Source organism: Sphaerotilus sp. FB-3 (genome assembly GCF_023706025.1).
Taxonomy (GTDB): Bacteria; Pseudomonadota; Gammaproteobacteria; order Burkholderiales; family Burkholderiaceae_C; genus Sphaerotilus; species Sphaerotilus sulfidivorans.
In genome coordinates this window covers 127,785-152,659 of the sequence record NZ_BQWE01000017.1, presented here as the reverse complement: position 1 = coordinate 152,659, position 24,875 = coordinate 127,785, and the positions used below count along the sequence as shown (strand labels likewise).

General features: G+C 70.8%; 25 protein-coding genes, 1 tRNA gene and 1 pseudogene. 20 read left to right on the top strand and 7 right to left on the bottom strand.

The annotated features are described in order from the left end of the window. The first annotated feature begins 101 nt into the window (after positions 1 to 101). Genes NFT33_RS10350 through tcuB form a run of 3 tightly spaced genes read left to right on the top strand, consistent with a single transcriptional unit; the run spans position 102 to position 3,663 of the window. A complete protein-coding gene (locus tag NFT33_RS10350) occupies positions 102 to 1,079 on the top strand; it encodes a Bug family tripartite tricarboxylate transporter substrate binding protein (protein ID WP_251675108.1) in 978 nt (325 codons plus the stop codon). A 9-nt stretch (positions 1,080 to 1,088) separates the two neighbouring features. Then, positions 1,089 to 2,510, top strand: coding sequence for an FAD-dependent tricarballylate dehydrogenase TcuA (gene tcuA, locus NFT33_RS10345; RefSeq protein ID WP_251675106.1), 1,422 nt, complete (start codon positions 1,089 to 1,091; stop codon positions 2,508 to 2,510). After that, positions 2,497 to 3,663 carry a tricarballylate utilization 4Fe-4S protein TcuB gene (gene tcuB / locus NFT33_RS10340; protein WP_251675103.1) on the top strand — a complete coding sequence of 389 codons (1,167 nt, stop codon included), beginning with the start codon at positions 2,497 to 2,499 and terminating at the stop codon, positions 3,661 to 3,663. The genes tcuA and tcuB overlap by 14 nt, the downstream gene beginning before the upstream one ends. A 9-nt stretch (positions 3,664 to 3,672) precedes the next feature. Here tcuB and NFT33_RS10335 read toward each other — a convergent pair whose 3' ends face one another. Next, positions 3,673 to 5,460, bottom strand: coding sequence for an ABC transporter ATP-binding protein/permease (locus NFT33_RS10335; RefSeq protein ID WP_251675100.1), 1,788 nt, complete (start codon positions 5,458 to 5,460; stop codon positions 3,673 to 3,675). Positions 5,461 to 5,544: 84 nt separating this feature from the next. Continuing rightward, positions 5,545 to 6,069 carry an inorganic diphosphatase gene (gene ppa / locus NFT33_RS10330; RefSeq protein WP_173806528.1) on the bottom strand — a complete coding sequence of 175 codons (525 nt, stop codon included), beginning with the start codon at positions 6,067 to 6,069 and terminating at the stop codon, positions 5,545 to 5,547. A gap of 399 nt (positions 6,070 to 6,468) precedes the next feature. On the opposite strand from ppa, the gene NFT33_RS10325 reads away from it, so the two are divergent. From NFT33_RS10325 to NFT33_RS10315, 3 genes are all read left to right on the top strand, one after another. Beyond that, complete coding sequence (locus NFT33_RS10325) at positions 6,469 to 7,950, top strand: polyhydroxyalkanoate depolymerase (RefSeq protein WP_251675098.1); 1,482 nt, start codon at positions 6,469 to 6,471, stop codon at positions 7,948 to 7,950. Positions 7,951 to 8,007: 57 nt separating this feature from the next. After that, positions 8,008 to 8,670: an electron transport complex subunit RsxB gene (gene rsxB, locus NFT33_RS10320; RefSeq protein WP_251675096.1), complete on the top strand. Its 663-nt coding sequence runs from the start codon at positions 8,008 to 8,010 to the stop codon at positions 8,668 to 8,670. A gap of 25 nt (positions 8,671 to 8,695) precedes the next feature. Continuing rightward, positions 8,696 to 8,771, top strand: a tRNA-Ala gene (locus tag NFT33_RS10315). A gap of 97 nt (positions 8,772 to 8,868) precedes the next feature. On the opposite strand, the gene NFT33_RS10310 is transcribed toward NFT33_RS10315, so the two are convergent. The 4 genes from NFT33_RS10310 to NFT33_RS10295 all read right to left on the bottom strand — a co-directional run bounded on the left by NFT33_RS10310 (position 8,869) and on the right by NFT33_RS10295 (position 11,310). After that, positions 8,869 to 9,711 carry a family 16 glycosylhydrolase gene (locus NFT33_RS10310; protein ID WP_251675094.1) on the bottom strand — a complete coding sequence of 281 codons (843 nt, stop codon included), beginning with the start codon at positions 9,709 to 9,711 and terminating at the stop codon, positions 8,869 to 8,871. A 227-nt stretch (positions 9,712 to 9,938) separates the two neighbouring features. Further along, a complete protein-coding gene (locus NFT33_RS10305) occupies positions 9,939 to 10,190 on the bottom strand; it encodes a hypothetical protein (RefSeq protein WP_149503859.1) in 252 nt (83 codons plus the stop codon). A 74-nt stretch (positions 10,191 to 10,264) separates the two neighbouring features. Beyond that, positions 10,265 to 10,879 carry a DUF2242 domain-containing protein gene (locus NFT33_RS10300; RefSeq protein WP_251675092.1) on the bottom strand — a complete coding sequence of 205 codons (615 nt, stop codon included), beginning with the start codon at positions 10,877 to 10,879 and terminating at the stop codon, positions 10,265 to 10,267. A gap of 68 nt (positions 10,880 to 10,947) precedes the next feature. Then, on the bottom strand, positions 10,948 to 11,310 hold the full coding sequence (locus NFT33_RS10295) for a hypothetical protein (RefSeq protein ID WP_251675090.1): 363 nt from the start codon (positions 11,308 to 11,310) through the stop codon (positions 10,948 to 10,950). 122 nt (positions 11,311 to 11,432) lie between these two features. Here NFT33_RS10295 and NFT33_RS10290 point away from each other — a divergent pair, with 122 nt between their 5' ends. Together NFT33_RS10290 and NFT33_RS19245 are read left to right on the top strand one after the other, a co-directional pair. After that, positions 11,433 to 12,920 (top strand): nickel-dependent hydrogenase large subunit, encoded by a 1,488-nt coding sequence (locus NFT33_RS10290; protein ID WP_251675088.1) that lies wholly within the window; start codon positions 11,433 to 11,435, stop codon positions 12,918 to 12,920. Between the two features lie 30 nt (positions 12,921 to 12,950). Further along, on the top strand, positions 12,951 to 14,291 hold the full coding sequence (locus NFT33_RS19245; protein WP_220784237.1) for a sensor histidine kinase: 1,341 nt from the start codon (positions 12,951 to 12,953) through the stop codon (positions 14,289 to 14,291). A 3-nt stretch (positions 14,292 to 14,294) separates the two neighbouring features. Here the strand turns inward: NFT33_RS19245 and NFT33_RS10275 are convergent, their stop codons facing one another. After that, positions 14,295 to 14,465, bottom strand: a complete 171-nt coding sequence (locus NFT33_RS10275) for a hypothetical protein (RefSeq protein WP_180693081.1) — start codon at positions 14,463 to 14,465, stop codon at positions 14,295 to 14,297. 272 nt (positions 14,466 to 14,737) lie between these two features. Between NFT33_RS10275 and NFT33_RS10270 the strand changes: the two genes are divergently transcribed. The 12 genes and pseudogenes from NFT33_RS10270 to NFT33_RS10215 all read left to right on the top strand — a co-directional run bounded on the left by NFT33_RS10270 (position 14,738) and on the right by NFT33_RS10215 (position 24,869). Continuing rightward, positions 14,738 to 15,814 (top strand): hydrogenase small subunit, encoded by a 1,077-nt coding sequence (locus tag NFT33_RS10270; RefSeq protein ID WP_251675086.1) that lies wholly within the window; start codon positions 14,738 to 14,740, stop codon positions 15,812 to 15,814. 58 nt (positions 15,815 to 15,872) lie between these two features. Then, positions 15,873 to 16,523, top strand: a pseudogene (locus NFT33_RS10265) (nickel-dependent hydrogenase large subunit); the annotation flags it as partial. 20 nt (positions 16,524 to 16,543) lie between these two features. Further along, positions 16,544 to 17,164, top strand: coding sequence for a [NiFe]-hydrogenase assembly chaperone HybE (gene hybE, locus NFT33_RS10260; RefSeq protein WP_220787848.1), 621 nt, complete (start codon positions 16,544 to 16,546; stop codon positions 17,162 to 17,164). Further along, entirely contained in the window at positions 17,161 to 18,300 is a 1,140-nt protein-coding gene (locus tag NFT33_RS10255) for a hypothetical protein (protein ID WP_251675084.1), read from the top strand. Before hybE ends, NFT33_RS10255 begins: the two co-directional genes overlap by 4 nt. Beyond that, positions 18,293 to 18,640, top strand: coding sequence for a hydrogenase maturation nickel metallochaperone HypA/HybF (locus tag NFT33_RS10250; RefSeq protein WP_251675082.1), 348 nt, complete (start codon positions 18,293 to 18,295; stop codon positions 18,638 to 18,640). Before NFT33_RS10255 ends, NFT33_RS10250 begins: the two co-directional genes overlap by 8 nt. Before the next feature lie 40 nt (positions 18,641 to 18,680). Then, positions 18,681 to 19,532, top strand: coding sequence for a hydrogenase nickel incorporation protein HypB (gene hypB / locus NFT33_RS10245; RefSeq protein ID WP_251675080.1), 852 nt, complete (start codon positions 18,681 to 18,683; stop codon positions 19,530 to 19,532). After that, positions 19,529 to 20,716, top strand: a complete 1,188-nt coding sequence (locus NFT33_RS10240; RefSeq protein WP_251675078.1) for a Kae1-like domain-containing protein — start codon at positions 19,529 to 19,531, stop codon at positions 20,714 to 20,716. The genes hypB and NFT33_RS10240 overlap by 4 nt, the downstream gene beginning before the upstream one ends. Before the next feature lie 3 nt (positions 20,717 to 20,719). Continuing rightward, positions 20,720 to 20,986 (top strand): HypC/HybG/HupF family hydrogenase formation chaperone, encoded by a 267-nt coding sequence (locus NFT33_RS10235; RefSeq protein ID WP_149503878.1) that lies wholly within the window; start codon positions 20,720 to 20,722, stop codon positions 20,984 to 20,986. Then, a complete protein-coding gene (gene hypD / locus NFT33_RS10230) occupies positions 20,983 to 22,122 on the top strand; it encodes a hydrogenase formation protein HypD (RefSeq protein WP_251675076.1) in 1,140 nt (379 codons plus the stop codon). The genes NFT33_RS10235 and hypD overlap by 4 nt, the downstream gene beginning before the upstream one ends. Before the next feature lie 89 nt (positions 22,123 to 22,211). Continuing rightward, positions 22,212 to 23,270 (top strand): hydrogenase expression/formation protein HypE, encoded by a 1,059-nt coding sequence (gene hypE / locus NFT33_RS10225; RefSeq protein ID WP_251675075.1) that lies wholly within the window; start codon positions 22,212 to 22,214, stop codon positions 23,268 to 23,270. Positions 23,271 to 23,345: 75 nt separating this feature from the next. Continuing rightward, positions 23,346 to 24,158, top strand: coding sequence for a YdcF family protein (locus tag NFT33_RS10220; RefSeq protein WP_251675073.1), 813 nt, complete (start codon positions 23,346 to 23,348; stop codon positions 24,156 to 24,158). 93 nt (positions 24,159 to 24,251) lie between these two features. Further along, positions 24,252 to 24,869, top strand: a complete 618-nt coding sequence (locus tag NFT33_RS10215) for a 3'-5' exonuclease (protein WP_251675071.1) — start codon at positions 24,252 to 24,254, stop codon at positions 24,867 to 24,869. The last annotated feature ends 6 nt before the right edge of the window (positions 24,870 to 24,875 follow it).

Genomic DNA, 24,875 nt, shown 5'->3' with positions numbered 1-24,875 from the left:
GGTGTCGCTCTGGCCTGCGGGCCGGTGACTTCCTACATTGAAACAAGTCCGTCGCGAGCCGATCCCGCTGGCGCGACCCATTCCAACGAGGAGACACCACCATGCCCATCGCCCGTCGCCAATTCCTGTGCACCTCGGCTGCGCTCGCGCTGCCCGCGGCCGCCCAGCCCTCCGCCTCCGGATGGCCGAAGCAGTCGATCCGCTTCGTCGTGCCGTTCGCGCCCGGAGGCACGTCGGAAATCGTCGCGCGCACCGTCGCCCATGAGCTGACGAAGCAGCTCGGCCAGACCGTCTTCGTGGACAACCGGGGCGGCGGCGCCGGCCTGCCGGCGATGCAGGAGGTGGCCAAGGCGGCGCCGGACGGCCACACCCTCATCCTCGGCCATGTCGGCTCGCTGGCGGTGAACCCGTACATCTTCCCGAACCAGCCCTACGACGTGAACAAGGATTTTGTCCCCGTCACGCTGCTGGCGAAGGTGCCGAACCTGTTCGTGATCCATCCGGACGTGCCGGCGAAGGACTTCAGGGAGTTCGTCACCCACGTGAAGAAAAACCCCGGCCGGCTTAACTACGGCTCGGCCGGCAACGCCAGCGCCGGCCACCTGGCGATGGAATACCTGAAGCTGGTGACCGGCATGTTCATGACGCACATTCCCTACCGCGGCACCGGCCCGCAGCTCACCGATCTGCTCGCCGGGCGCACGCAGGCCAGTTCGGCCGGACTGCCTGCGATGCTGCCCTACATCAAGTCGGGCAAGCTGCGCGCCATCGCGGTGGGCACGCCGCAGCGGCTGGCAGCGCTGCCGGACGTGCCGACGGTCGCCGAAATGGGCTTCAAGGATTTCGAGACCTCGCAGTGGTACGGCATCCTGGCGCCCGCCGGCACCCCCGCCGACATCGTGAGAAAGCTCCAGGAGGAATCGCTGAAGGCGCTGAAGTCGAATGCGGTGACCGAGCGCTTCACCGCGGATGGCGCGACGGGCGGCGGCGGGCCTTCGAGTGAGTTCGCGGCCTACATCGCGCAGCAGCAGAAGGTCTGGAAAGAGATCGTCCGACGTGCGGGCATCAAGGCGGACTGAGGGGGCGACATGGTCGATGTGCTCGTGATCGGCGGCGGCAACGCCGCACTGTGCGCCGCGCTGATGGCGCGCGAGGCCGGCGCCTCGGTGCTGCTGCTCGAGGCGGCGCCACGCGCCTGGCGCGGCGGCAACTCCAGCCACACCCGCAACCTGCGCTGCATGCACGACGCGCCGCAGGACGTGCTGGTCGAGGCCTACCCGGAAGAGGAGTTCTGGCAGGACCTGCTGAAGGTCACCGCCGGCAAGACCGACGAGCACCTGGCCCGGCTGGTCATCCGGGCCTCGTCGAACTGCCGCGACTGGATGCGCTCGCACGGGGTGCATTTCCAGCCCTCGCTGTCGGGCGCGCTGCACACCGCGCGCACCAACGCCTTCTTCATGGGCGGCGGCAAGGCGCTGGTCAACGCCTACTACCGCAGCGCCGAGCGGCTGGGCGTGCAGATCCGCTACGAGGCGCCGGTCGACCGGATCGAGCTGGACGGCGACCGCTTCGTCGCCGCGTGGATCGGTCAGGAGCGCGTCCCGGCACGGTCGTGCGTGCTGGCCTGCGGCGGCTTCGAGTCGGACCGGGGCTGGCTGCGCGAGGCCTGGGGGCAGAACGCCCGCGGCGAGTGGCCGGCGGACAACTTCCTGATCCGCGGCACCCGCTTCAACCAGGGCACGCTGCTGCGCGAGATGCTCGCCCACGGCGCGGACCCGATCGGCGACGCCACGCAGGCGCACATGGTCGCCATCGACGCGCGCGCGCCGCTCTACGACGGCGGCATCTGCACCCGCATCGACTGCGTGTCGCTGGGCGTCGTCGTCAACCGCGAGGCGCGGCGCTTCCACGACGAGGGCGAGGACTTCTGGCCCAAGCGCTACGCGATCTGGGGCCGCCTCGTCGCCCAGCAGCCGGGCCAGATCGCGCACTGCGTGATCGATGCCAAGGCGATCGGGCGCTTCATGCCCCCGGTCTTTCCCGGCTGCAAGGCCGACACGCTGCCCGACCTCGCCCGCCAGCTCGGCCTGGACGAAGCCACCTTCATGCAGACCCTCGACGACTACAACCGCGCCTGCCGCCCCGGCACCTTCGACCACACCCGGCTCGACGACTGCCACACCAAAGGCGTCGCCCCCGCCAAGACCCACTGGGCACGGCCGATCGACACGCCGCCGTTCTATGGCTACACGCTGCGCCCTGGCGTCACGTTCACCTACCTCGGGCTGAAGACCGACGACCAGGCGGCGGTGCATTTCGGTGGTCGGCCGAGCGACAACCTGTTCGTGGCCGGCGAGATGATGGCCGGCAACGTGCTCGGCCAGGGCTACACGGCCGGCGTGGGCATGTCGATCGGCACGGCGTTCGGCCGCATCGCCGGCACGTCGGCGGCGCGCAGCGCGCTGGCCGGACAAGGGCAAGGCCAGGGAGCCGTCCATGCAGACGCTTGAGGCACTGACCCGCGACGCGCTGGCGCTCGGGCGCGGCGAGTTCGTCCCCGCCACGCCGCAGACCGACGAGGTGGCGCGCGTGATGGGCATCTGCAACGCCTGCCGCTACTGCGAGGGCTTCTGCGCGGTGTTCCCGGCGATGACGCGGCGGCTGGCCTTCGATCCGGCCGACGCGCACTACCTCGCCAACCTCTGCCACAACTGCGGCGCCTGCCTGCACGCCTGCCAGTACGCGCCACCGCACGAGTTCGCGCTGAACGTGCCGCGGGCGATGGCACAGGTGCGCATGACGACCTATGCCGACCATGCCTGGCCGGCCGCCTTCGGCGCGCTGTACCGACGCAACGGGCTGACGGTGGCGCTGGCGCTGGCGGCCGGTCTGGCGCTGTTCGGACTGCTGGTGCTGGCGCTGCACGGCCGGCTGTGGCATGCCCCGCTGGCTGGCGATTTCTACGCCGTGCTGCCGCACGGGCTGATGGTGGCGCTGTTCGCGCCGGTGTTCGGCTGGGCGGTGCTGGCGCTGGGCATGGGCGTGCGGCGCTTCTGGCGCGGAGTGACGCCGGGGGGCGAGATGCCGGGCGCAGCGGTGATGGAGGCGACGCACGACGCGCTGCGCCTGCGCTATCTCGACGGCGGACACGGCCAGGGCTGCCACGATGCCGACGACCGCACGACCCACTGGCGCCGCCGCTTCCACCATCTGACGGCAGGAGGCTTCGGGCTGTGCTTCGCCTCCACGACGATCGCCACGCTCTACCACTACCTGCTGGGGCTGCAGGCGCCCTACCCTGTCGCCAGCCTGCCGGTGCTGCTCGGAACCGCGGGCGGCTTGGGGCTGCTGGTCGGGCCGGCCGGACTGCTGTGGCTGAACCTGCGCCGCGACCCGCTGCACGGCGACCCGCGGCAGCGCCCGATGGACCGCGCCTTTCTGATGCTGCTGTTCCTGGTGAGCCTGACCGGTCTGGCCCTGCTGGCCGGGCGCGAGACCGGCGCGATGGCGGCGCTGCTGGTGGTGCACCTCGGGACGGTGATGGCGCTGTTCCTGACCTTGCCCTACGGCAAGTTCGCGCACGCGGTCTACCGCGGGGCGGCGCTGCTGAAATACGCGGTGGAGCGGCGCCGGCCCGACCGGATCGGCCTGGGGGACGCTTGATCCCGGCCCTCAGGGCGCGCCCAGCTGCCAGCTGCCGTCGCGCGCCAGCGTCAGCGCCTGGTCGTGGAAGGCCGCCAGCGTCTCGCGGTGGCCGACGCTGACCAGCACCGTCTGCGGCAGCCCGCTGCGCAGCAGCCGGTACAGGCCGTGCTCCAGACCGGTGTCGGTGGCGGAGGTGGCCTCGTCGAGGAAGACGATCGCCGGCCGATTCGCCAGCACCCGGCCGAAGGCCAGACGCTGCTGCTCGCCCGGCGAGAGCACCTGCGACCAGTCCTGCGCCAGGTCGAGCTGGCGGGCCAGGTGGCCGAGCTGCACCTGCTCGAGGATCTGCGCGGCGCGTGCCGGATCGAGCGACGCGGCCTCGGCCGGATAGGCCAGCGCCTCGGCCAGCGTGCCGATCGGCAGGTAGGGCCGCTGCGACAGGAACAGGCAGGCCGAGCCCTGGGGACGGGCAGCCTGACCGTCCGAGAACGGCCACAGGCCGGCGAGCGTGCGCAGCAGCGTCGTCTTGCCCGAGCCCGAGGGGCCGCGGATCAGCAGCGCGCTGCCGGCCGGCAGCGCCAGCGACAGGTCGGCGGTCAGCACCTGGCCGTCGGGGCGGCGCACCGTCAGATGCTCGATCGTCAGCCCCTGCGCCTGCTCGGCCAGCGCCGGCAGGGCCAGGCGGGACGACGCGCGCACGTTCTGCTCGAAGCCGCTCAGGCGCTCGAGCACCGCGCGGTAGCCGGCGAAGCTGTCGTAGGAGGTGCGGAAGAAGGACAGCGCCTCCTCGACCTGGCCGAAGGCCTGGCTGGTCTGCATCACATCGCCGAGCTTGATCGTGCCGGCGAACAGGCGCGGCGCCTGGATGATGAAGGGGAAGACCACCGCGATCTGGCTGATCGTCAGGTTGTAGCCGTCGAACTTCAGCGTGCGCCACAGCGTGTCCCAGGCGTTGCCGATGACCGCGGAGAAGCTCGCCAGCAGGCCGCGGCGCTCGACCGCCTCGCCGCGGTAGAGCGCGATGCTCTCGCCGTACTCGCGCAGGCGCACCAGCAGGTAGCGGTAGTTCGCGGTCAGCTTCTCGTTCATGAAGTTCAGCCCGATCAGCGGCCGGCCGATCCAGAACGCGAACACCGACGCGCCGATCACGTACAGATAGACCAGGAACACCATCGCGCGCGGAATCTCGGTGCCGGCCACCGTCATCGGCGCCGAGAGATTCCACAGGATGCCGGTGAACTCGTACATCGACACCACCGCGCCGACCAGGCCCATCGACAGCGCCAGCGTGGTCGTCACCAGCGTGGTCACGTCCTGCTGGATGCGCTGGTCGGGGTTGTCGACGGCCGGCTCGGCGAAGCGGCCGAGGTAGTAGGACTGGCCCTGCAGCCACTCGCCGACGGTGCGGTCGTTGAGCCACTGGCGCCAGTGGATGGTGAAGGCGCCGCGGATGTAGCTGCTGAGCACCGCACGCACCACATGGATCGTCGCCAGGATGCCGAAGAGCTGCATGCCGAACCAGAAGCCCTTCTGGTCGAGCGCCTGCAGCGCGCTGTAGAACTCGTTGTACCAGTACGAGAACACCACGTTCATGCGCACCGTGAACAGCACGAACAGCAGCATCAGCGCCACGCCGCCGAGCGGCCGCCAGGAGCGCCGCGGCGAGAAGTAGGCCCCGGTGAGCGACCAGAACTGCCGCCCCCACACCGTCGCTCGCGCCAGCAGCGCCATCACCGCGACGAAGACCACCAGCGTGATCGCGTAGGCCTTGGCCACCCAGATCGCGCTGTTCAGAAGTTCCTGGTTCCAGTTCATCCGGGTAGTCTACGGGCGAAAAATGCAGGCGAAAAAAAGGGAGCCCGGCGGGCTCCCCTTCTTCGCGGCGAGGCGCTCAGGCCATCACTTGGCGGCCAGACGCTCGACGCCGCTGCTGATCTCGGCACGGGCGGCTTCGGCATCGGCCCAGCCGGTGACCTTGACCCACTTGCCCTTCTCCAGATCCTTGTAGTGCTCGAAGAAGTGCTGGATGCGCGCCAGGATCAGCGGATCGACATCGCCGTGCGACTTGATGCCGGCGTAGGTCGGCAGGATCTTCTCGGTCGGCACGGCCAGCACCTTGGCGTCCTGGCCCGACTCGTCTTCCATGTTCAGCACGCCGATGGCGCGGCAGGGCACGACCGAGCCCGGCACCAGCGGGAAGGGCGTCAGCACCAGCACGTCGACCGGGTCACCGTCGAGCGACAGGGTCTGCGGCACATAGCCGTAGTTGCACGGGTAGTGCATCGCGGTGCCCATGAAACGGTCCACGAACAGCGCGCCGGTTTCCTTGTCGACTTCGTACTTGACGGGGTCGGAGTTCGCCGGGATCTCGATGATCACGTTGAACTTGTCGGCGGTGCCGGGGGGGACGTTGAGCAGGCTCATGAGGTGGTTCCGGAAGTGTTGAATGAATGGGAAAGCCGAAAAGCCGTCGCGATTCTACGGGGCGCGCTTGCGTCGGCCTTGCGCCCGACGCGCAGGTCGTGGCGTCGTCGAACAGCATCGAACAGGCCATCGGCCCGAAGACGTTGCGGCATCGCAACATCCGGCTCTCAGACCGGCCGCACTGTCCCGCAATGGAACAGCCAAGGTACCTGACAGACCCCATCCGGGGCCGATTGTCGGGAGGATGCCGCTGTAATTACGGGAATTGCCCGGTTGTCCCGCCTTGATCCCGCGCAGGATGATGCTGCGCAGCAATGCGGGCAAGCGTAGAATGCTGCACTGCAACATGAGCGGCTCGCCGCCCTGCCCCAGCCCCCACCGGATGCCCGAGGAATCGCGATGCTCTATCAGTTCTACGAAACCCAGCGCGCTCTGCTGAGCCCGTTCGCGGAGTTCGCCAGCGCCACTGCCAAGCTCTACAGCCATCCGCTGTCACCGTTTGCCCAGGCCCCCGGCTCCGAGCGCATGGCCGCCGGCTTCGACCTGCTTCACCGTCTGACCAAGGAATACGAGAAGCCGGCCTTCGGCATCACCGCGGTCAAGGTCGACGGCATCGACGTGGCCGTCCAGGAACAGGTGGTCGAGAACCGCCCCTTCTGCCGCCTGCTGCGCTTCAAGCGCTACACCGACAACGCGCAGATGCTCGAGCGCATGCGTGCGCAGCCGATCGTGCTGGTGGTGGCGCCGCTGTCGGGCCACCACTCGACGCTGCTGCGCGACACGGTGCGCACGCTGCTGCAGGACCACAAGGTCTACATCACCGACTGGGTCGATGCCCGCATGGTGTCGATGGAGGCCGGCAGCTTCCACCTGGCCGACTACATCGCCTATGTGCAGGACTTCATCCGCCTGCTCGGCCCCGAGGTCAACGTGATCTCGGTCTGCCAGCCCACCGTGCCGGTGCTGGCGGCGATCTCGCTGATGGCCTCGCGCGGCGAGACCACCCCGCGCACGATGACGATGATGGGCGGCCCGATCGACGCCCGAAAGAGCCCGACCGCGGTCAACAACCTGGCGATGAACCGCAACATCGAGTGGTTCGAGCACAACGTGATCTACCGCGTGCCGCAGAACTTCCCCGGCGCCGGCCGGCGCGTCTACCCGGGCTTCATGCAGCACACCGGCTTCGTCGCGATGAACCCGGACCGCCACGCCAACTCGCACTGGGACTATTTCCTGGACCTGGTGCGCGGCGACGACGACAGCGCCGAGGCGCACCGCCAGTTCTATGACGAGTACAACGCGGTGCTCGACATGGACGCGAACTACTACCTCGAGACGATCCGCACCGTCTTCCAGGACTTCTCGCTGGTCTACGGCACCTGGGTGGTCAACGGCGAGCCGGTGCGGCCGCAGGACATCCGCACCACCGCGCTGCTGACGGTCGAGGGCGAGCTCGACGACATTTCCGGCGCCGGCCAGACCGAGGCCGCACACGGCCTGTGCAGCGGCATTCCGGCAGAGCGCCGCGAGCACTACATCGTCAAGGGCGCCGGCCACTACGGCATCTTCTCCGGCCGCCGCTGGCGCGAGATGGCCTATCCGGAAGTGCGCAAGTTCATCCTCGAGCATCAGGCGCCGATGAAGGCGCCGGCGGTGCAGGCCGAGGTCGCACCGGCCGTCAGCGCCGAAGCGCCTGTGGCCGCGGCCGAGCCCGTCGAGGTGGTCGAGGCCGTCTCGACGGTGGACGCCGACGCAGCAGCCGTCACGCAGACGACGGAACCCGTCGATGCGCCGGAAACCTCGACCGAAGCCTCGGTCGAGGAAGCGCCCGCAGCTGCCGCACCGGCCGCGCCGCGCCGCGGCAAGTCACGCCGCTGAGTGCAGGGGACGGACGGTGACGGACAATCGCGGTTTTTCCCGCGTCTGTCCGCCGCCATGCCGCCGCCCTCTCTCGCCGATCTGATCGATGACCTGCTGCCGCAGACCCAGTGCACCCGCTGCGGCCAGCCCGACTGCCGCGCCTATGCCGAGGCGGTGGCCGCAGGCACGATGGACATCAACCGCTGCCCGCCCGGCGGGCAGGAAGGCATCGTCCGGCTGGCGGCGCTGACCGGCCGGCCGGTGCAGCCGCTCGATCCCGAGTGCGGCATCGACGGCCCGCTCACGGTGGCGGTCATCGACGAGGCCTGGTGCATCGGCTGCACGCTGTGCATCAAGGCCTGCCCGGTCGACTGCATCAGCGGCACGAACAAGCACATGCACACCGTCATCGAGGCCGACTGCACCGGCTGCGAGCTCTGCCTGCCGGCCTGCCCGGTCGACTGCATCTCGCTCGAGGTGGTCACGCCCGGGCGCAGCGGCTGGCAGGCCTGGACCCCGGAGCAGGCCGGTGCGGCACGCCAGCGCTACCAGGAGCGCAACGCGCGCCGCCAGCGCGCCGCCAGCCAGCAGGCCGAACGCCTCGAGCACAAGGCTCGGCACAAGCTCGAGCATCTGGCCGATCTGACCCGCGACACCGAGGTTCCCGGCGAGATCGACCGCAAGCGCGCGGTCATCGAAGCGGCCATGGCGCGCGCCCGTTTGCAACGCTCGAAATGATCGTGCTAGAATTGCATTCTGCGTTGGGGGGGTAGCTCAGCTGGGAGAGCGTCGCGTTCGCAATGCGAAGGTCGGGAGTTCGATCCTCCTCCTCTCCACCAACGAAACCAGCAAAAAACGCCAGATCCGAAAGGGTCTGGCGTTTTTTCTTGCCCGAATCCGGGCTGGCCGGATCGGGCGTCGGGTGAAGCGTCGCGGTCAGGCCGAGGTGCGGTTGCGGCGGCGCTGCTGCCAGCCCAGCACGCCCAGGCCGGCGAACAGCATGGCCATCGGAGCAGGCTCCGGCACCGGGCTGACCGCGGTGTAGCTGATCGAGTCGAAGGTGGCGGTCGCGCCGCCGCGCACATAGCTGCCCAGCACGCTGGTCGCGCTGCCGGACTCGACCGCCCACACATCGGCGACGATGCGGCCCTGCTCGTCCGGCACGTCGACGCCAGACAGCGTATGGACCGACTGCCCGTCGACCGACCAGGACAGCGAACCGGCCACCCAGCTGAAGGCATAGGTGTGCATGCCCGCTGACGCGTCGAAGCCCAGCGCGATCGACTGTGTCGTCAGCCCGGCGGTCGACGACAGGTAGCTGACGAACAGCGTGCTGGTGTCGTTGCCGGCAATGTGCATGCCGATCAGGTCGGTCGGGCCGGTGGCGACATTCAGCGTGCCGCTGTACTTCATGAAATCGGTGACGACGCCGGCGCCACTGGCCGCGCGAAAGGTCGCGCTGTAGGTGCCGAAGCCATAGCTGTCGTTCGACACCAGCTGGCCGGAGGCATTGGGCTGCCCGGCGCACTGCTCCTGCGCCACGCTGCACGGCCAGGTGTTGAGCCGCAGCGACATCTCGCCGGACCCGAAGCTCACATGGCTGCTGCGCCAGCCCACATCGATCGGATCGGGTGCGGCCACGCCATGGGTGCGAGTCCAGCGGCTGCTGTCGAAGGCATCAAGCCCGTCGACGAAGGAGGTGCCGGCCGCATGGGCGCCGACGGACAGGGGCAGCAGCAGCCACACCAGGGAGCGAAGGGTTCGGGCAACGGGCTTCATGGGGGAGTCTTTCAGTTGGCGGATGGCCTCGGCCACCGGTCCACGCACACCTCGGTGTGCAGCCTGAAGACAGGCTAGATCCCCGCATTTGCCCCGACATCCCCCCGTTTGAGCACTTTCGGCGAGAGGATCGCTTCAATCGAGGCCTGATGTGAAAAATTACAAGATGGATCGACCTCAATTCCAGGCGAAACCTGCCGACAGGGCCACGCGCCCCAGCACGGATTTCAGCGTGCCGGACGCAATCCGATCTGCGCGCAGATGTTGCGCCCGGTGACGGTCAGACGCAGCGTGCCGCCATGCCATTCCATCCAGTGAATGGCGACGAAATCATCGATGACCACAGGATCGATCAGATCGGCGCGACGCCGCTGCAGGAACTCGATCGTGGACGGCAGCGCAGCACGCAGGCGCTGTTCGCGCGCTCGGCGTGCGTCCAGTGGCGGCTCCACCACGGACGACGGACTCGGACTGGTCATGAGGCACTCCCGGAGTTGGGCCACGATAGCACCATTCCGGCTGTGCCGCTGCTTCTGAACGCCCGGATGGACGCTCAGGGAACTTCAAGGTACCTATCCACCAGCTGGAAGAATCGATCGTAGAACTCGCCGGCCGGAATGGTCTCGCTGGCCACCTTGACCAGGGAATCGTCATTGGACGACAGCGGCAGCGAGACCGAGCCGATCGCGCTCACGCCCAGGCTGGCCGAGCTGGAACTCTTCCTCAGCGAATAGCGGTCCTGGACCGCGCTGACGAAGGCGATGGTCGAGGGTCGATCGTCCGGATCGCCGGCATTGGCCGCCGCATCCGAAGCGGACAGCGACGCGGCGCGGACCTCGGGCACGCAGACGATGTGGAACTCGATCTGCACATGCACCTCGGGCTGAGGCTGGAAGCTCTTGCGACCGGTCACCGAATCGGCGCGATCCGCGCTGCCCAGCAGATAGCCCTGGCTCATCAGCGCGCGCCGGGCCGCCTCGCAGGTGCTGGCGGTGGTCGACGGGAAGACCCGCGAGAAGGTCTCGGTGTTCGAGAAGGCCTCGTCGAGATAGACCTTGGCCTTGGCGGCCGCACCGCCCGAGGAGGTCGAGCAGCCGGACAGGGCCGTCAGCAGCGCCAGCGTGGCGGCCAGGGATCGCAGGAGCGGCAGGTCGAAGGAACGCGTCATCGGCACGACAGTCGGTTCGGGCGGTCGGTGCGCATCGTAGCGCCGATCCCGGATCGGCGCAGATCCGATCAGGCGCGCGGCTTGCGCGGCGCCTTCTTCGCGGCCGGGGCCGACTCGGCGGCGACCGGAGCGGCGGAGAACAGCTTGGCCGCACGGCCCTTGAGCTCGAGCAGTTCGTCGGGCGTGACCGAGTAGCGCGCGGCCATCGCATCGGCGCGGATGCCGAACTCGACCTCCTTCTTGCCGTTGGACAGCGTGCCGCAGGTGAAGTCGTAGTCGGCGTCGCGCGCCGGGAAGCCGTTCTTCTCGAGGTCGTAGCCCTGATAGCGGACCTCGGTGATCTCGCCGCTGGCGAAGTCCAGGACGCCGGTCGACTTGACCAGGGTGTCGGCGAGCTCGTCGACGATGACGATGGGCAGCTTCAGGTCCATGCGGGGATTCTCTCTTTCCTTGTGCTTCGGGCGTCTTTCAGGGCGGCGGATGATGCCACAGCGCCATGTCCGGACACCGCACAATGCGGGCCGCAACCCGAATAGCCCGGAGGAACCGCCCCATGCCCCGCCTGATCGTCGGCCCCTTCAACCGCGTCGAGGGCGATCTCGAGGTCCGTCTGGACATCGCCGACGGCCGGGTGCGCTCGGCCGAGGTCTGCGCGCCGATGTACCGCGGCTTCGAGCAGATCCTGCTCGGCCGCCCGGCCGGGGACGCGCTGGTGATCGTGCCGCGCATCTGCGGCATCTGCTCGGTGTCGCAGTCGGTGGCGGCGACCCGGGCGCTGGCCGACCTGGCCGGCGTGCAGCCCCCGCCCAACGCCCTGCTGGCGACCAACCTGATGCTGGCCTGCGAGAACCTGGCCGATCACCTGACGCATTTCTATCTGTTCTTCATGCCGGACTTCACCCGCGAGGTCTACGCCACGCGGCCCTGGTTCATGGAGGCGCGCCGGCGCTTCGCCGCCCTCTCGCCCGAGGGCTGCGGCGAGCACCACCGGCTGGCGACCGCGGCACGTGCGCGCTGGTTCACGCTGATGGGGCTGCTCGGCGGCAAGTGGCCGCACACCGGCAGCCTGGAGGCCGGCGGCTCGGCACGGGCGATCGACGCGGCAGAGCGGCTGCGGCTGCTGGCGCGGGTGCGCGAGTTCCGCGGATTCCTCGAGCGCACGCTGTTCGGCGCGCCGCTGGAGGCGGTGGCCGCGCTGTCCAGCCTGGCGGATCTGGCGCGCTGGCGCGCCGAGCGCCCGACCGGCACGGACGCCGGCGCCGGCGACCTGCGCTTCTTTCTCGATCTGGCCGACGATCTGGGGCTGGCGCGGCTCGGACCCGGGCCGGGGCTGTGGATCAGCCACGGCGCCTATCCGCAGCCCGACGGCACCCGCGCGATCGGCGGTGGCGTCTGGCGTGCCGGCGCGTCGGCCACCGCCGCGCTGGACCTGTCGCGCATCACCGAGGATGTGACCCGCGCCTGGCTGGCGGCCGACGGCGAGCCGGTTCGCCACCCGGCGCGCGGCCTGACGCTGCCGGACGCCGACAAGCCCGGTGCCTACAGCTGGAACAAGGCGCCGCGCCTGGGCGGCGAGGTCGCCGAGACCGGCGCACTGGCGCGCCAGCTCGCCGACGGCCAGCCGCTGCTGCGTGAGCTGGTCGCACGCGAGGGCTCGGGCGTGCTGGCGCGGGTGCTGGCGCGGCTGATGGAGCTGGCGCGCGTGGTGCCGCTGATGGAGGGCTGGCTGAAGGCGATCCGCCCCGGCGAGCCCTTCTGCCGCCCGGCACCGCTGCCGGCCGAGGGCCAGGGCCGCGGCCTGACCGAGGCCGCGCGCGGCGCGCTCGGCCACTGGATCGCGCTGCAGGGCGGGCGCATCCGCCACTGGCAGATCATCGCACCGACCAGCTGGAACTTCTCGCCGCGCGACGCCGGCGGCCGGCCCGGCGCGCTCGAGCAGGCGCTGGAGGACGCGCCGGTGCACCCGGGCGAGACCACGCCGGTGGCGGTGCAGCACATCGTGCGCTCCTTCGACCCCTGCATGGTCTGCACCGTGCACTGAACGCTGACCCCGCCCGCAGGAAGATCCGCCATGCCCGACCGCCCGCCGCTCGCCCCGATGCTGCCGCCCGCCGACGGGCTGGACGACAGCGCCTGGCTCGACGTGATCCAGAAGATGGACGAGGTCTACTCGCAGCTGGTGGCCGACGAGGTCGCGCTCGAGGAGAAGAACGCCCAGCTCGAGCAGTCGCAGCAGTTCATCTTCAGCCTGCTCAGCGCGATGAGCGACGTGCTGGTGGCCTGCGATGCCGGCGGCCGCATCGAGGAGACCAACCGCGCGCTGGCCGAGCTGACCGGCCGCGACGAGGCTGCGCTGCGCGGCAGCGGCATCGCGGCGCTGATGGCCGACGAGGCCAGCCGGGTGCGCATCCGCCATGTGCTGGGCACGCCGGCGCTGCAGCGCGGCGGCACGGTGCTCGAGGTCGAGCTGCTCGACGGCGCCGGCCAGCCGGTGCCGGTCGACTTCAACTGCACGCCGCGGCTGGATGCGGCCGGGCGGCGCGTCGGCCTGGTCTTCGTCGGACGGCCGATGGGCGAGCTCAAGCGTGCCTACCACCAGCTGCGCGAGGCGCACGAGGCGCTCAAGCGCACCCAGCAGCAGCTGCTGCACTCGGAGAAGATGGCCTCGCTGGGCCGGCTGGTGGCAGGCGTCGCGCATGAGCTGAACAACCCGATCAGCTTCGTGCTCGGCAATGTGCATGCGCTGACCCGCTACACCGAGCGGCTGCGCCAGTACCTGGGCGAGATCCATGACGGCCGTCCGGTGGCCGAACTCGCGCCGATGCGCCGCAGGCTGCGCATCGACCATCTGCTGGCCGACCTGCCCTCGCTGATGGAAGGCACGCTCGAGGGCGCGCAGCGCACCGCCGACATCGTGCAGGGCCTGAAGCGCTTCTCGGCCGCCGACCGCGACGAGCGCGGCCCGGTGCGGCTCAACGAGGTGGTCGAGCAGGCGATCCACTGGGTGCGCAAGGGCACCGCGCCGGACTTCGTCGTGCACTGGCAGCCCGGTCCCGACTGCGTGGTCGAGGGCGCGCCGGGGCCGCTGCTGCAGGTGATGCTCAACCTGATCCAGAACGCCTGGGATGCGGCCAGCGGCGCGGGCGCGAAGCCCCCGACGCTGTGGATCACCGGCCATCTGGAAGCCGGTCTGGCGCGGCTGGTGTTCCGCGACAACGGCTCCGGCATCGCGCCGGAGCATCTGGGGCGACTGTTCGACCCCTTCTTCACCACCAAGCCGGTCGGCAAGGGCACCGGCCTGGGGCTGTCGATCAGCTACGGCATCGTCGAGCAGCACGGCGGGCGGCTGCTCGCCGGCAACCATGCCGACGGCGGGGCGGAGTTCGTGGTCGAACTGCCCGCCCGCGGCTGAAGCTCAGAGGCTGGAGGCGCCTTCCTGGGGGGCGGCCGCCGCATGGGCGCCGTCATCCTCACGCGAATGGCTCGGACCGGGGTTGGCCTTCTTCTGCGCCTTTTCCGCCTTCTTCTTCTTCTTCTCCAGCTCGCGCTGGCGCTTCTCGAACGAGTAGTTCGGCTTGATGGGCATGGGGCGCCTTTCTCTGTAGTGGTGTCTGCAGGGTATCACCATCGGACTGAAGCGGGCTCGCACCGCACCGCAAGCGCCGATTCCAGGCTGGATGCCCCGCTGCAAGCCCGCTTTCCACCCCTGCCCGAAACCCAGCCTGACCTGCGTCAAGCCGCAACGAATTTCCAAGACGTGACAAGGACTTGCAGTCAGGTCAAGGGATTACCCTGATCTCGATTCATGCAGGCACGCGACTTGTGACGTTCTCCGCGACAGAACCGAGGAGACACCACATGGAAACCTTCTACGAGGTGATGCGACGCCAGGGCATCTCGCGCCGCAGCCTGCTGAAATACTGCTCGCTGACCGCGACCTCGCTGGGCCTGGGCCCGGCCTTCGTGCCGCAGATCGCGCACGCGATGGAAACCAAGCCGCGCACCCCGGTGCTGTGGCTGCACGGCCTGGAATGCACCTGCTGCTCCGAGAGCTTCATCCGCAGCGCGCACCCGCTGGCCAAGGATGTCGTGCTGTCGATGATCAGCCTGGACTACGACGACACGCTGATGGCCGCCGCCGGCCACCAGGCCGAGGCCATCCTCGAGGAGATCATGACCAAGTACAAGGGTCAGTACATCCTCGCGGTCGAGGGCAATCCGCCGCTCAACGAGGACGGGATGTTCTGCATCCAGTCGGGCAAGCCCTTCATCGAGAAGCTCAGGCATGTGGCCAAGGATGCCAAGGCCATCATCGCCTGGGGCTCGTGCGCATCGTGGGGCTGCGTGCAGGCGGCCAAGCCGAACCCGACGCAGGCCACGCCGATCCACAAGGTCATCACCGACAAGCCCATCATCAAGGTGCCCGGCTGCCCGCCGATCGCCGAGGTGATGACCGGCGTGATCACCTACATGCTGACCTTCGACCGCATCCCCGAGCTGGACCGCCAGGGCCGGCCGAAGATGTTCTACAGCCAGCGCATCCACGACAAGTGCTATCGCCGGCCGCACTTCGACGCCGGCCAGTTCGTCGAGGCCTTCGACGACGAGTACGCGCGCAAGGGCTACTGCCTCTACAAGGTCGGTTGCAAGGGCCCGACCACCTACAACGCCTGCGCCACCGTGCAGTGGAACGAGGGCACCAGCTTCCCGATCAAGGCCGGCCACGGCTGCATCGGCTGCTCGGAGGACGGCTTCTGGGACAAGGGCTCGTTCTACGACCGCCTGACCACCATTCACCAGTTCGGCATCGAGGGCACCGCCGACCAGATCGGCGGCGGCACCGCCGCGGTGGTCGGCGCAGCGGTGGCCGCACACGCGGCCGTCTCGGCGATCAAGCGCGCCAGCTCGCGCGACAGCGCCACCACCGACCACTGAGCGCGGCCCCCGGCCGCATCCGCCCCTCCCGGACACCGCAGGACAGAGAGAACACATCATGTGCGTCATCGAGACCCAGGGCTTCCAGCTCGACAACACCGGCCGGCGCATCGTCGTCGACCCCGTCACCCGCATCGAGGGCCACATGCGCTGCGAGGTGAATGTGGACAAGGACAACATCATCCGCAACGCGGTGTCGACCGGCACGATGTGGCGCGGCCTGGAGGTGATCCTCAAGGGCCGCGACCCGCGCGATGCCTGGGCCTTCGTCGAGCGCATCTGCGGCGTGTGCACCGGCTGCCACGCGCTGACCAGCGTGCGTGCGGTCGAGGACGCGCTGGGCATCCGCATCCCGCTCAACGCCCATCTCATCCGCGAGATGATGGCCAAGACGCTGCAGGTGCACGACCATGCGGTGCACTTCTATCACCTGCACGCGCTGGACTGGGTGGACGTCATCTCGGCGCTGAAGGCCGACCCGAAGAAGACCTCCGAGCTGCAGCAGCTGGTCTCGCCTTCGCATCCGCTGTCCTCGCCGGGCTATTTCCGCGACATCCAGACCCGGCTGAGGAAGTTCGTCGAGAGCGGCCAGCTCGGCCCCTTCATGAACGGCTACTGGGGCTCGAAGGCCTATGTGCTGCCGCCCGAGGCCAACCTGATGGCCGTCACCCACTATCTGGAGGCGCTGGACCTGCAGAAGGAATGGGTCATCGCCGAGGACGCCCCGCGATGAGCGACGACGCGCCGCAGCGGCGTCTGGCCGGGCTCGAGGCGGTGTTCCGCCGCATCGCGACCACGCGCATGCGCGGCGTGCCGGTGCTGAACCCGGCGCTGTCGGTGCAGGCGGTCGGCTTCGGCCCGGATCCGCTGCGCACCGCGCCCGGCGCGGCGCCGACGATGCTCGGCGTGCTGGTCACGCCCTGGTTCATGAACCTGCTGCGCCTGCCGCTGCAGCCGGTGGACGGCCACGATGCCACGGCGCTGCAGGCGGCCGGCCTGGCGCCGCTCGGCCACACGGTGGTGCGCCGCTACGGCGAGCACGCGCTGGACTTCACCGGCGCGCACGAGGCCGAGGACCTGGGCGCCTGGGAGCAGGCCTCGCTGTTCTCGCCGATGTTCGCCTTCGCGGATCAGCCGGCAGCGGTGGCCACCGCGCGCGAGGTGATGCGGCTGCTGCGCCAGTCCTGGAGCGAGACCGCACCGCCCCCCTCTCCCCCCCGTCATCCTCGCGCAGGCGAGGACCCACGCACACCAGCCTCGGCGCCCCTCGTGGGTGCCCGCCTGCGCGGGCATGACGGGGTTGGCCCGCATGCCGGGGTCGGCGAGCCCGACCGGGAGCGCACGCGATGAGCGACGCCCGCGCCCTGGCCGGCCATCTGCGTCTGCACCCGGGTCGCCGCGACGGCCCGGCGATCAGCGGCGGGCGGCCGGACTGGCTCGTCCGGCTGGCGCCGGGCCGCGACGCCGACACCCTGCCGACGCTGCTGGGCGCGCTGTTCTCGCTGTGCGCCGACGCGCACCGCGACTGCGCGCGCGCCGCGCTGCGCGCCGCACGCGGCCAGACGGAGTCCGCCGCCGAGGCGGCCGTCGCCGCGCAGGCGCTGCGCCTGGGCACCGCCCGCGAGCATCTGCTGCGCCTGGGGCACGAGCTGCCGCGACGGCTCGGGATGAATGCCGACGCGGGCGCTGCCTGGCTGCGTTCCAGCCCGCCCTGGCGCGACGATCTCGATCCGATCGCGCGGCTCGCCGCGCTGCCAGCCTGGCTGCAGCGGCATCTGCTCGGCATCGCTCCGGCCGACTGGCTGCGCCGGCACGCGGCCGCGCCGTGCGATCGGCTCGAGGCCGTCGCGCACTGGGCGCAGGAACAGGCCGGCCGCCCGGAGGTCGATCCCGGCTCGCCGGTGCATGCGCTGGCCGCGCTGGCGCCGCTGGCACGCTCGCTGGCCACGCCGGGCCCGGCGGCGCTGCGACCCGGCACGACCGACTGGGCCGCGCTGGCCCTCGCGATGGATGCCGACGCCGGCTTCTGCCGCCTGCCGCACCGTCCGGGCGACGCGACGCCGGCCGGCGTGCCCGACACCGGCCCGTGGTGCCGCGAGGCCGATCCTCCGGCCGAGGCCGCGCAGGCCGGCGCCAGCGCCTGGGGCCGCCTCGGCGCGCGGCTGGTCGAGCTGGTGCGGCTGGCCGGGCCGGACGGCGCGCGGCGGCTGCAGCGCGGCGCGCTGGCGCTCGGCCCCGGCGACGGCCTGGCCTGGTGCGAGATGGCGCGCGGCCTGCTGCTGCACCGGGTGCGGCTCGAGGCCGGCGGCCGGCGCGTCGCCGCCTGGCAGGTGCTGGCGCCCACCGAATGGAATGCGCATCCGCGCGGCACGCTGGCGCAGGCGCTGGCGGCGCTGCCGCAGACCGGCCCGCGCAGCGAGGCGGCGCGGCTGCTCGCGCTGGCCTTCGACCCTTGCGTCGATGTCGAGGTGATTTGCGATGCATGAACTCAGTCTCGCCGGCGGCATCGTCCGGCTCGTCGAGGACGCGGCCGAGCGCGAACGCTTCCACCGCGTCAGCCTGCTGCGGCTGGAGGCGGGTGCCCTCAGCGGCGTCGAGGTGCGCGCGCTGCGCTTCGCGCTCGAGGCCAGCGTGCCGGGCACCTGTCTGGAAGGCGCCGAGATCCTCATCGACGAGCCGCCCGGCACCGCCTGGTGCCTGGGCTGCGGGCGGTCGGTCGAGATCGCCTCGCGCGCCGACGCCTGCCCCTCATGCGGGGGCTTTCGCCTGCAGCCCACCGGCGGCACCGAGCTGCGTGTCGTCGACCTGATGGTCCACGACGACTGACCCCCACCGAACGACGAAGAACACCGAAAGGAACCCCACCATGTGCGTCATCTGCGGCTGCTCGACCGGCACCCCCGGTGCGGTGCACCAGCACGGTCACGACAGCGACCCTGCCCACGCCCACCCCCATGATCACGGCGACCTGCACTACGGCCAGGGCCCGGCGCGGGTCAGCGTGCCCGGCATGAGCCAGGCCCGGGCGATACGGCTCGAGGCCGACGTGCTCGGCGCCAACCAGCGCATCGCCGATGCTAACCGGGCGCACTTCGCCGGCCACGGCGTCATCGCCTACAACCTGGTCTCCAGTCCCGGCTCGGGCAAGACCACGCTGCTGTGCGCCACCATCGAGGCGCTCAAGGTCCGCGCGCCGGGCCTGCCGGTCGGTGTCATCGAGGGCGACCAGCAGACCACGAACGACGCCGACCGCATCCGCGCCACCGGCGCGCCGGCCATCCAGATCAACACCGGCAAGGGCTGCCATCTCGACGCGCCGATGATCGCCGAGGCCTTCGCGCGGCTGCCGCTGCACGGCCATCACCACCATCACGGCCATGACCATGCCCACGCCGCCGATCCGTCGCTGCTGATGATCGAGAACGTCGGCAACCTGGTCTGCCCGGCGATGTGGGACCTGGGCGAGCGCGCCAAGATCGCGATCCTGTCGGTCACCGAGGGCGAGGACAAGCCGATCAAGTACCCCGACATGTTCGCCGCCGCGCGGCTGATGGTGCTGACCAAGGTCGACCTGCTGCCGCATCTGGACTTCGATGTGGCGCAGTGCATCGCCTTCGCGCAGCGCGTCAATCCAGACATCGAGGTGCTGCTGGTGTCGGCCAGGACCGGTGTCGGCATGGACGCCTGGCTGGACTGGCTGCTGCAGGACGTGGCATGAACACGCCGACCGTGCTGGTGCTGCCGCGCGCCGCACCGCGCCGGGTGCTGGCCTTCGGCGCCTGGCTGAAGAACAGCGCCGGGCTGCTGGAGGGCGATCGCTTCCTGCCGTCGGCGCTGCATGGCGACCTGGACACGCCCGAGGCCTGCATCGCGCTGGAGCGTTCGGTGCAGACCCTGGTCACGGCGGCCGGCGGGCCGATCGAGGCGGTCGCGCATGATCTTCACCCGGACTTTCACAGCACCCGGCTGGCGCTGCACTGGGCCGAGCGGCTGGGCGTGCCGGCCATCGGCGTGCAGCATCACCAGGCGCATCTGGCGGTGCTGCAGGCCGAGGCCGGGCTGGCGGACGGGCCGCTGCTCGGCCTGGCGCTGGATGGCGTCGGACTGGGCACGAACGGCACCGCCTGGGGCGGCGAGCTGCTGCGGCTGGATGCGCACGGTGGCTTCGAGCGGCTCGCGCATCTGCCGCCGCTGGCGCTGCCCGGCGGCGATGTGGCGGCGCGGGAGCCGTGGCGGCTGGTCGCGGCGGTGCTGCATGCGCTGGGGCGAGGCGACGAGATCGAGCCGCGTCTGGCGCCGGTGGTCGGGGCGGCGGCGGCGCAGGGCGTGCGGACGATGCTGGCGCGCGGGCTGAACTGCCCGGCCAGCACCGGCGCGGGGCGCTGGTTCGATGCGGCGGCCGGGGTGCTGGGGCTGTCGGTGCGGCAGCGCGAGGAGGCCGAGGCGGCGATCGCGCTGGAGCGGTGTGCGGCGGCCTGGCTGGAGCGGCATCCGGAGGGCGTGGCGGGCGTGGGCCCTCGCGTTCGCGAGGGTGACGGTGAACGACGGGTCGGTGATCTGGGCGGGGCGGTGTGGGCGCTGTTCGAGGCGCTGCTGGCGGTGGATCCGCGGGATGCCGACGCCTGCGGGCGGGGGGCGGCGCTGTTCCATGCGGGGCTGGCGGATGCGCTGGCCGACGCCACCGTCGCGGCAGCGGCCCGCGACGGCCTGCACGATGTCGCCTTCGGCGGCGGCTGCTTCTTCAACCGGCTGCTGAGCCAGCGCCTGAGCGCGCGGCTGACGGCGGCCGGCCTGCGCGTGCACCGCCCGCAGGCGGTGTCCTGCGGCGATGCCGGCCTGGCGCTCGGCCAGGCCTGGGTGGCGGCCGCGACGATTCCAACCTCTTCTGCGACGGAGACCTGAACCATGTGCCTCGCCCTGCCTGCCCGCGTGGCAGCCCTGTTGCCCGACGAGATGGCCGTGGTCGACCTCGGCGGCGTGCGCAAGGAAATCTCGCTGGCGCTGACGCCCGAGGCGCGTGTCGGCGACTATGTGATCGTGCATGTCGGCCACGCCATCGGCCGGCTCGACACCGAGGAGGCCGAGCGCACGCTGGCGCTCTTCGCCGAGATGGCCGCCCTGGACCCGACCATGGCCCCTGCCCCGACCCCTGCCGAGGAGACGCCGCGATGAAATACGTCGACGAGTTCCGCGACGGCGAGCTGGCGCGCCAGCTCGCCGCGAAGATCCGCGCCGAGGCGCGCACCGACCGGACCTACAGCTTCATGGAGTTCTGCGGCGGCCACACCCATGCGCTGTCGCGCTACGGCGTGCCGGCGCTGCTGCCCGACAACGTGCAGATGGTGCACGGCCCCGGCTGCCCGGTCTGCGTGCTGCCGATCGGCCGCATCGACCAGGCCATCGGCCTGGCGCTGCAGCACGGCGCCATCGTCTGCACCTACGGCGACACGATGCGCGTGCCGGCCTCCGGCCAGCTGTCGATGCAGCGCGCCAAGGCCCGAGGCGCCGACATCCGCATGGTCTATTCGCCCGCCGACGCGCTGAAGATCGCCCGCGCGAACCCGGAGCGCGAGGTGATCTTCTTCGCCATCGGCTTCGAGACGACGACGCCGCCGACCGCGCTGGTGCTGAAGCAGGCCGCGGCCGAGAACCTCGCCAACTTCAGCGTGCTGTGCTGCCATGTGCTCACGCCCAGCGCGATCACGCACATCCTGGAGTCGCCCGAGGTGAAGCAGTGGGGCACGGTGCCGCTCGACGGCTTCGTCGGGCCCGCGCATGTCAGCATCCTGATCGGCTCGGCGCCCTACGAGGGCTTCGCCCGCGACTACCGCAAGCCGGTGGTGATCGCCGGCTTCGAGCCGCTGGACGTGATGCAGGCCATCCTGATGCTGATCCGCCAGGTCAACGACGGCCGCCACGAGGTCGAGAACGAGTTCACCCGCGCCGTCACCCGCGAGGGCAACGCCGCGGCGCAGGCGCTGGTGGCCGAGGTCTTCGAGCTGCGCGAGAACTTCGAGTGGCGCGGCCTGGGCGAGGTCGAATTCAGCGCGCTGCGCATCCGCGCGCCCTACGCACGCTGGGACGCCGAGCGGCGCTTCGAACTGCGCTACCAGCCGGTGCCCGATCACAAGCAGTGCGACTGCGGCGCGATCCTGCGCGGCGTCAAGCGCCCGGCCGACTGCAGGCTCTTCGCCACCGTCTGCACGCCCGAGAACCCGATGGGCTCGTGCATGGTCTCCAGCGAGGGTGCCTGCGCGGCGCACTACAGCTACGGCCGCTGGAAGGACATCGCGATCACCACCGCCTGAGCGCCCCGTCTGGCCCCGCCCCCACTTCCCGTCCTTCCCGCCCTTCCCGTCATTCCCGCGAAGGCGGGAACCCACCCCCGGCACCCACCATGGCCCTCCGCAAAGACTACACCCGCCCGCTCGACCTGAAGCACGGCCGGGTCGACATGAACCACGGCGCCGGCGGCCGCGCCAGCGCGCAGCTGATCGAGGCGCTGTTCGCGCGCGCCTTCGACAATCCCGCGCTGCGCGAGGGCAACGACGGCGCGGTGCTGCCCGCGCCGCCCGCCGGCCACCACCTGGTGCTGGCCACCGACGCGCATGTGATCTCGCCGCTGTTCTTTCCCGGCGGCGACATCGGCGCATTGAGCGTGCACGGCACCGTCAACGACGTGGCGATGATGGGCGCGCAGCCGCTCTACCTGTCGGCCAGCTTCATCCTGGAGGAGGGCCTGCCGCTGGCGGACCTCAAGCGCATCGTCGACTCGATGGCCGCGGCCGCGCGCGAGGCCGGCGTGGCCATCGTCACCGGCGACACCAAGGTGGTCGAGCAGGGCCACGGCGACGGCGTCTTCATCAGCACCACCGGCGCGGGCTGGCTGCCGCCGGGCCGGCGCCTGGGCGGCGACCTGGCCCGGCCGGGCGACGTGGTGCTGGTGTCGGGCCCGATCGGCGACCACGGCGTGGCGGTGCTGTCGAAGCGCGAATCGCTGGAGTTCGAGACCGAGATCGTCTCCGACAGCGCCGCGCTCAACGGCCTGACCGCGGCCATGCTGGCGGCCGTGCCGGAGGGCAGCGTGCGCGTGCTGCGCGACCCGACGCGCGGCGGGCTGGCGACGACGCTCAACGAGATCGCCCGCCAGTCGGGCACCGGCATCACGCTCGACGAGGCAAAGATTCCGGTGCGGGCGCAGGTCGAGGCGGCCTGCGAGCTGCTCGGGCTCGACCCGCTCTATGTCGCCTGCGAGGGCCGGCTGGTGGCGATCTGCGCACCCGACGCGGCAGACCCGCTGCTGGCGGCGATGCACGCGCATCCGCTGGGGCAGCAGGCCGCGCGCATCGGCCTCGTCACCGACGATCCGCACCGCTTCGTGCAGATGGCCACGCGCTTCGGCGGCCGGCGCGTCGTCGACTGGCTCAGCGGCGAGCAGCTGCCACGCATCTGCTGAAATCTGCTGAATCGACGGAGATCGCAGCGGCTGTCGTGGCCGTTATCGTGGCGGCCTGTTCCCGCCTTTCACGACATGCTGCGCCTTGCCCTGCCCCCGTCCGTCCGCTCCGCCTCGCGCCTGCTGGTGCTGCTGGCCGGCGCCCTGCTCTGTCTCGACGCGCTGCTGCTGATGTCCATCGGCATGCGCCATCTGGGCGTGCTGCTGCCGCTGCCGATCGGGCTGGCGCTGATCGGCCTGGCCTGGCGCGGCGCGCAGTGGCAGCACTGGCTGGCGCAGCAGCGCTGGCGCCAGCGCCTGTGGCGGGCGGTGTGCACCGGCTTCTGGCTGTGGCTGGCCAGTCTGCTGCTGTTCTTCCTGCAGATCGCCCAGGCCGGACGGGAGGGTCCTGACCTCAGCGCTGCGCCGCCCGGCGCGATCCTGGTGCTCGGTTCGGGCACCAACCACTGCCGCCCCTCGCCAACGCTGCGCCAGCGCCTCGAGCGCGGGCTGGACCTGGCGCGGATCTATCCGCAGGCGCGGGTGGTGGTCAGCGGCGGTGTCGATCCGGGCTTCGGCTGCACCGAGGCCGAAGTGATGCGCCGCCATCTGCGCGACCGGGGCCTGGACGAGGCGCGCCTGCTGCTGGAGGAGCGCAGCACCAGCACCCACGAGAACCTGGTCTTCAGCCGGACGCTGCTGGAGCAGGCCGGTCTGGACCCGCGCCACACCGCCATCATGGTGATCACCAGCGACTTCCATGTGCCGCGCAGCCTGCGCATCGCCCGGCAGGCCGGCTATGCGCAGGTGCGTGCCGCCGGCGCGCCCACGCCGCGCCATCTGCGCTGGAACGCCTGGCTGCGCGAGTATTTCGCCTTCGCCAGCAGCCGGGCGCTGGGCGAGTTCTGAGCCTCGCGCTCGCACCTCGCTCAGGCGCCAGGCCCGATCTGCCATGATCGCTGCCTTCTTCTGCTGCCCGCGGCCGTCCCGCTGCTGCCTGTCATGTCCTGCATCGCCGTCATCGACTTCGAGACCACCGGCGGATCGCCCGCGCTGGGCGACCGTGCCACCGAAGTGGCGATCGTCATCCTCGAGGACGGCCGACCGGTCGAGCGCTTCCAGAGCCTGATGAACGCCGGCCGGCCGATCCCGGCCTTCATCTCGCAGCTGACCGGCATCACCAACGCGATGGTCGCCGCCGCGCCGCCCGCCGAGCAGGTGATGCGCGAAGCGGCGCGCTTCGTCGGCGAGCTGCCGATGGCCGCGCACAACGCCGCCTTCGACCGCCGCTTCTGGCAGGCCGAGCTGGCGCTGGCCGGGCTGGCGGCGCCGCATCCCTTCATCTGCACCGTGATGCTGTCGCGCCGGCTCTATCCGGACGCACCCAGCCACCGCCTGGGCGATCTGGCCAGCTACCACCGCCTGCCGAGCACCGGCCAGGCGCACCGGGCGCTGGCCGATGCCGAGATGGCCGCGCATCTGCTCGGCCGCATGCAGGACGACCTGAAGCACGCCGGCCTGGGGCCCGGCAGCGAGGGCCGCTGCGACCATGACTGGCTGATGCGGGTGCAGGCGCTGCCGAAGCAGCGCGTCGCGCAGATGCTGGCCGGCGCACGCTGACCGCAC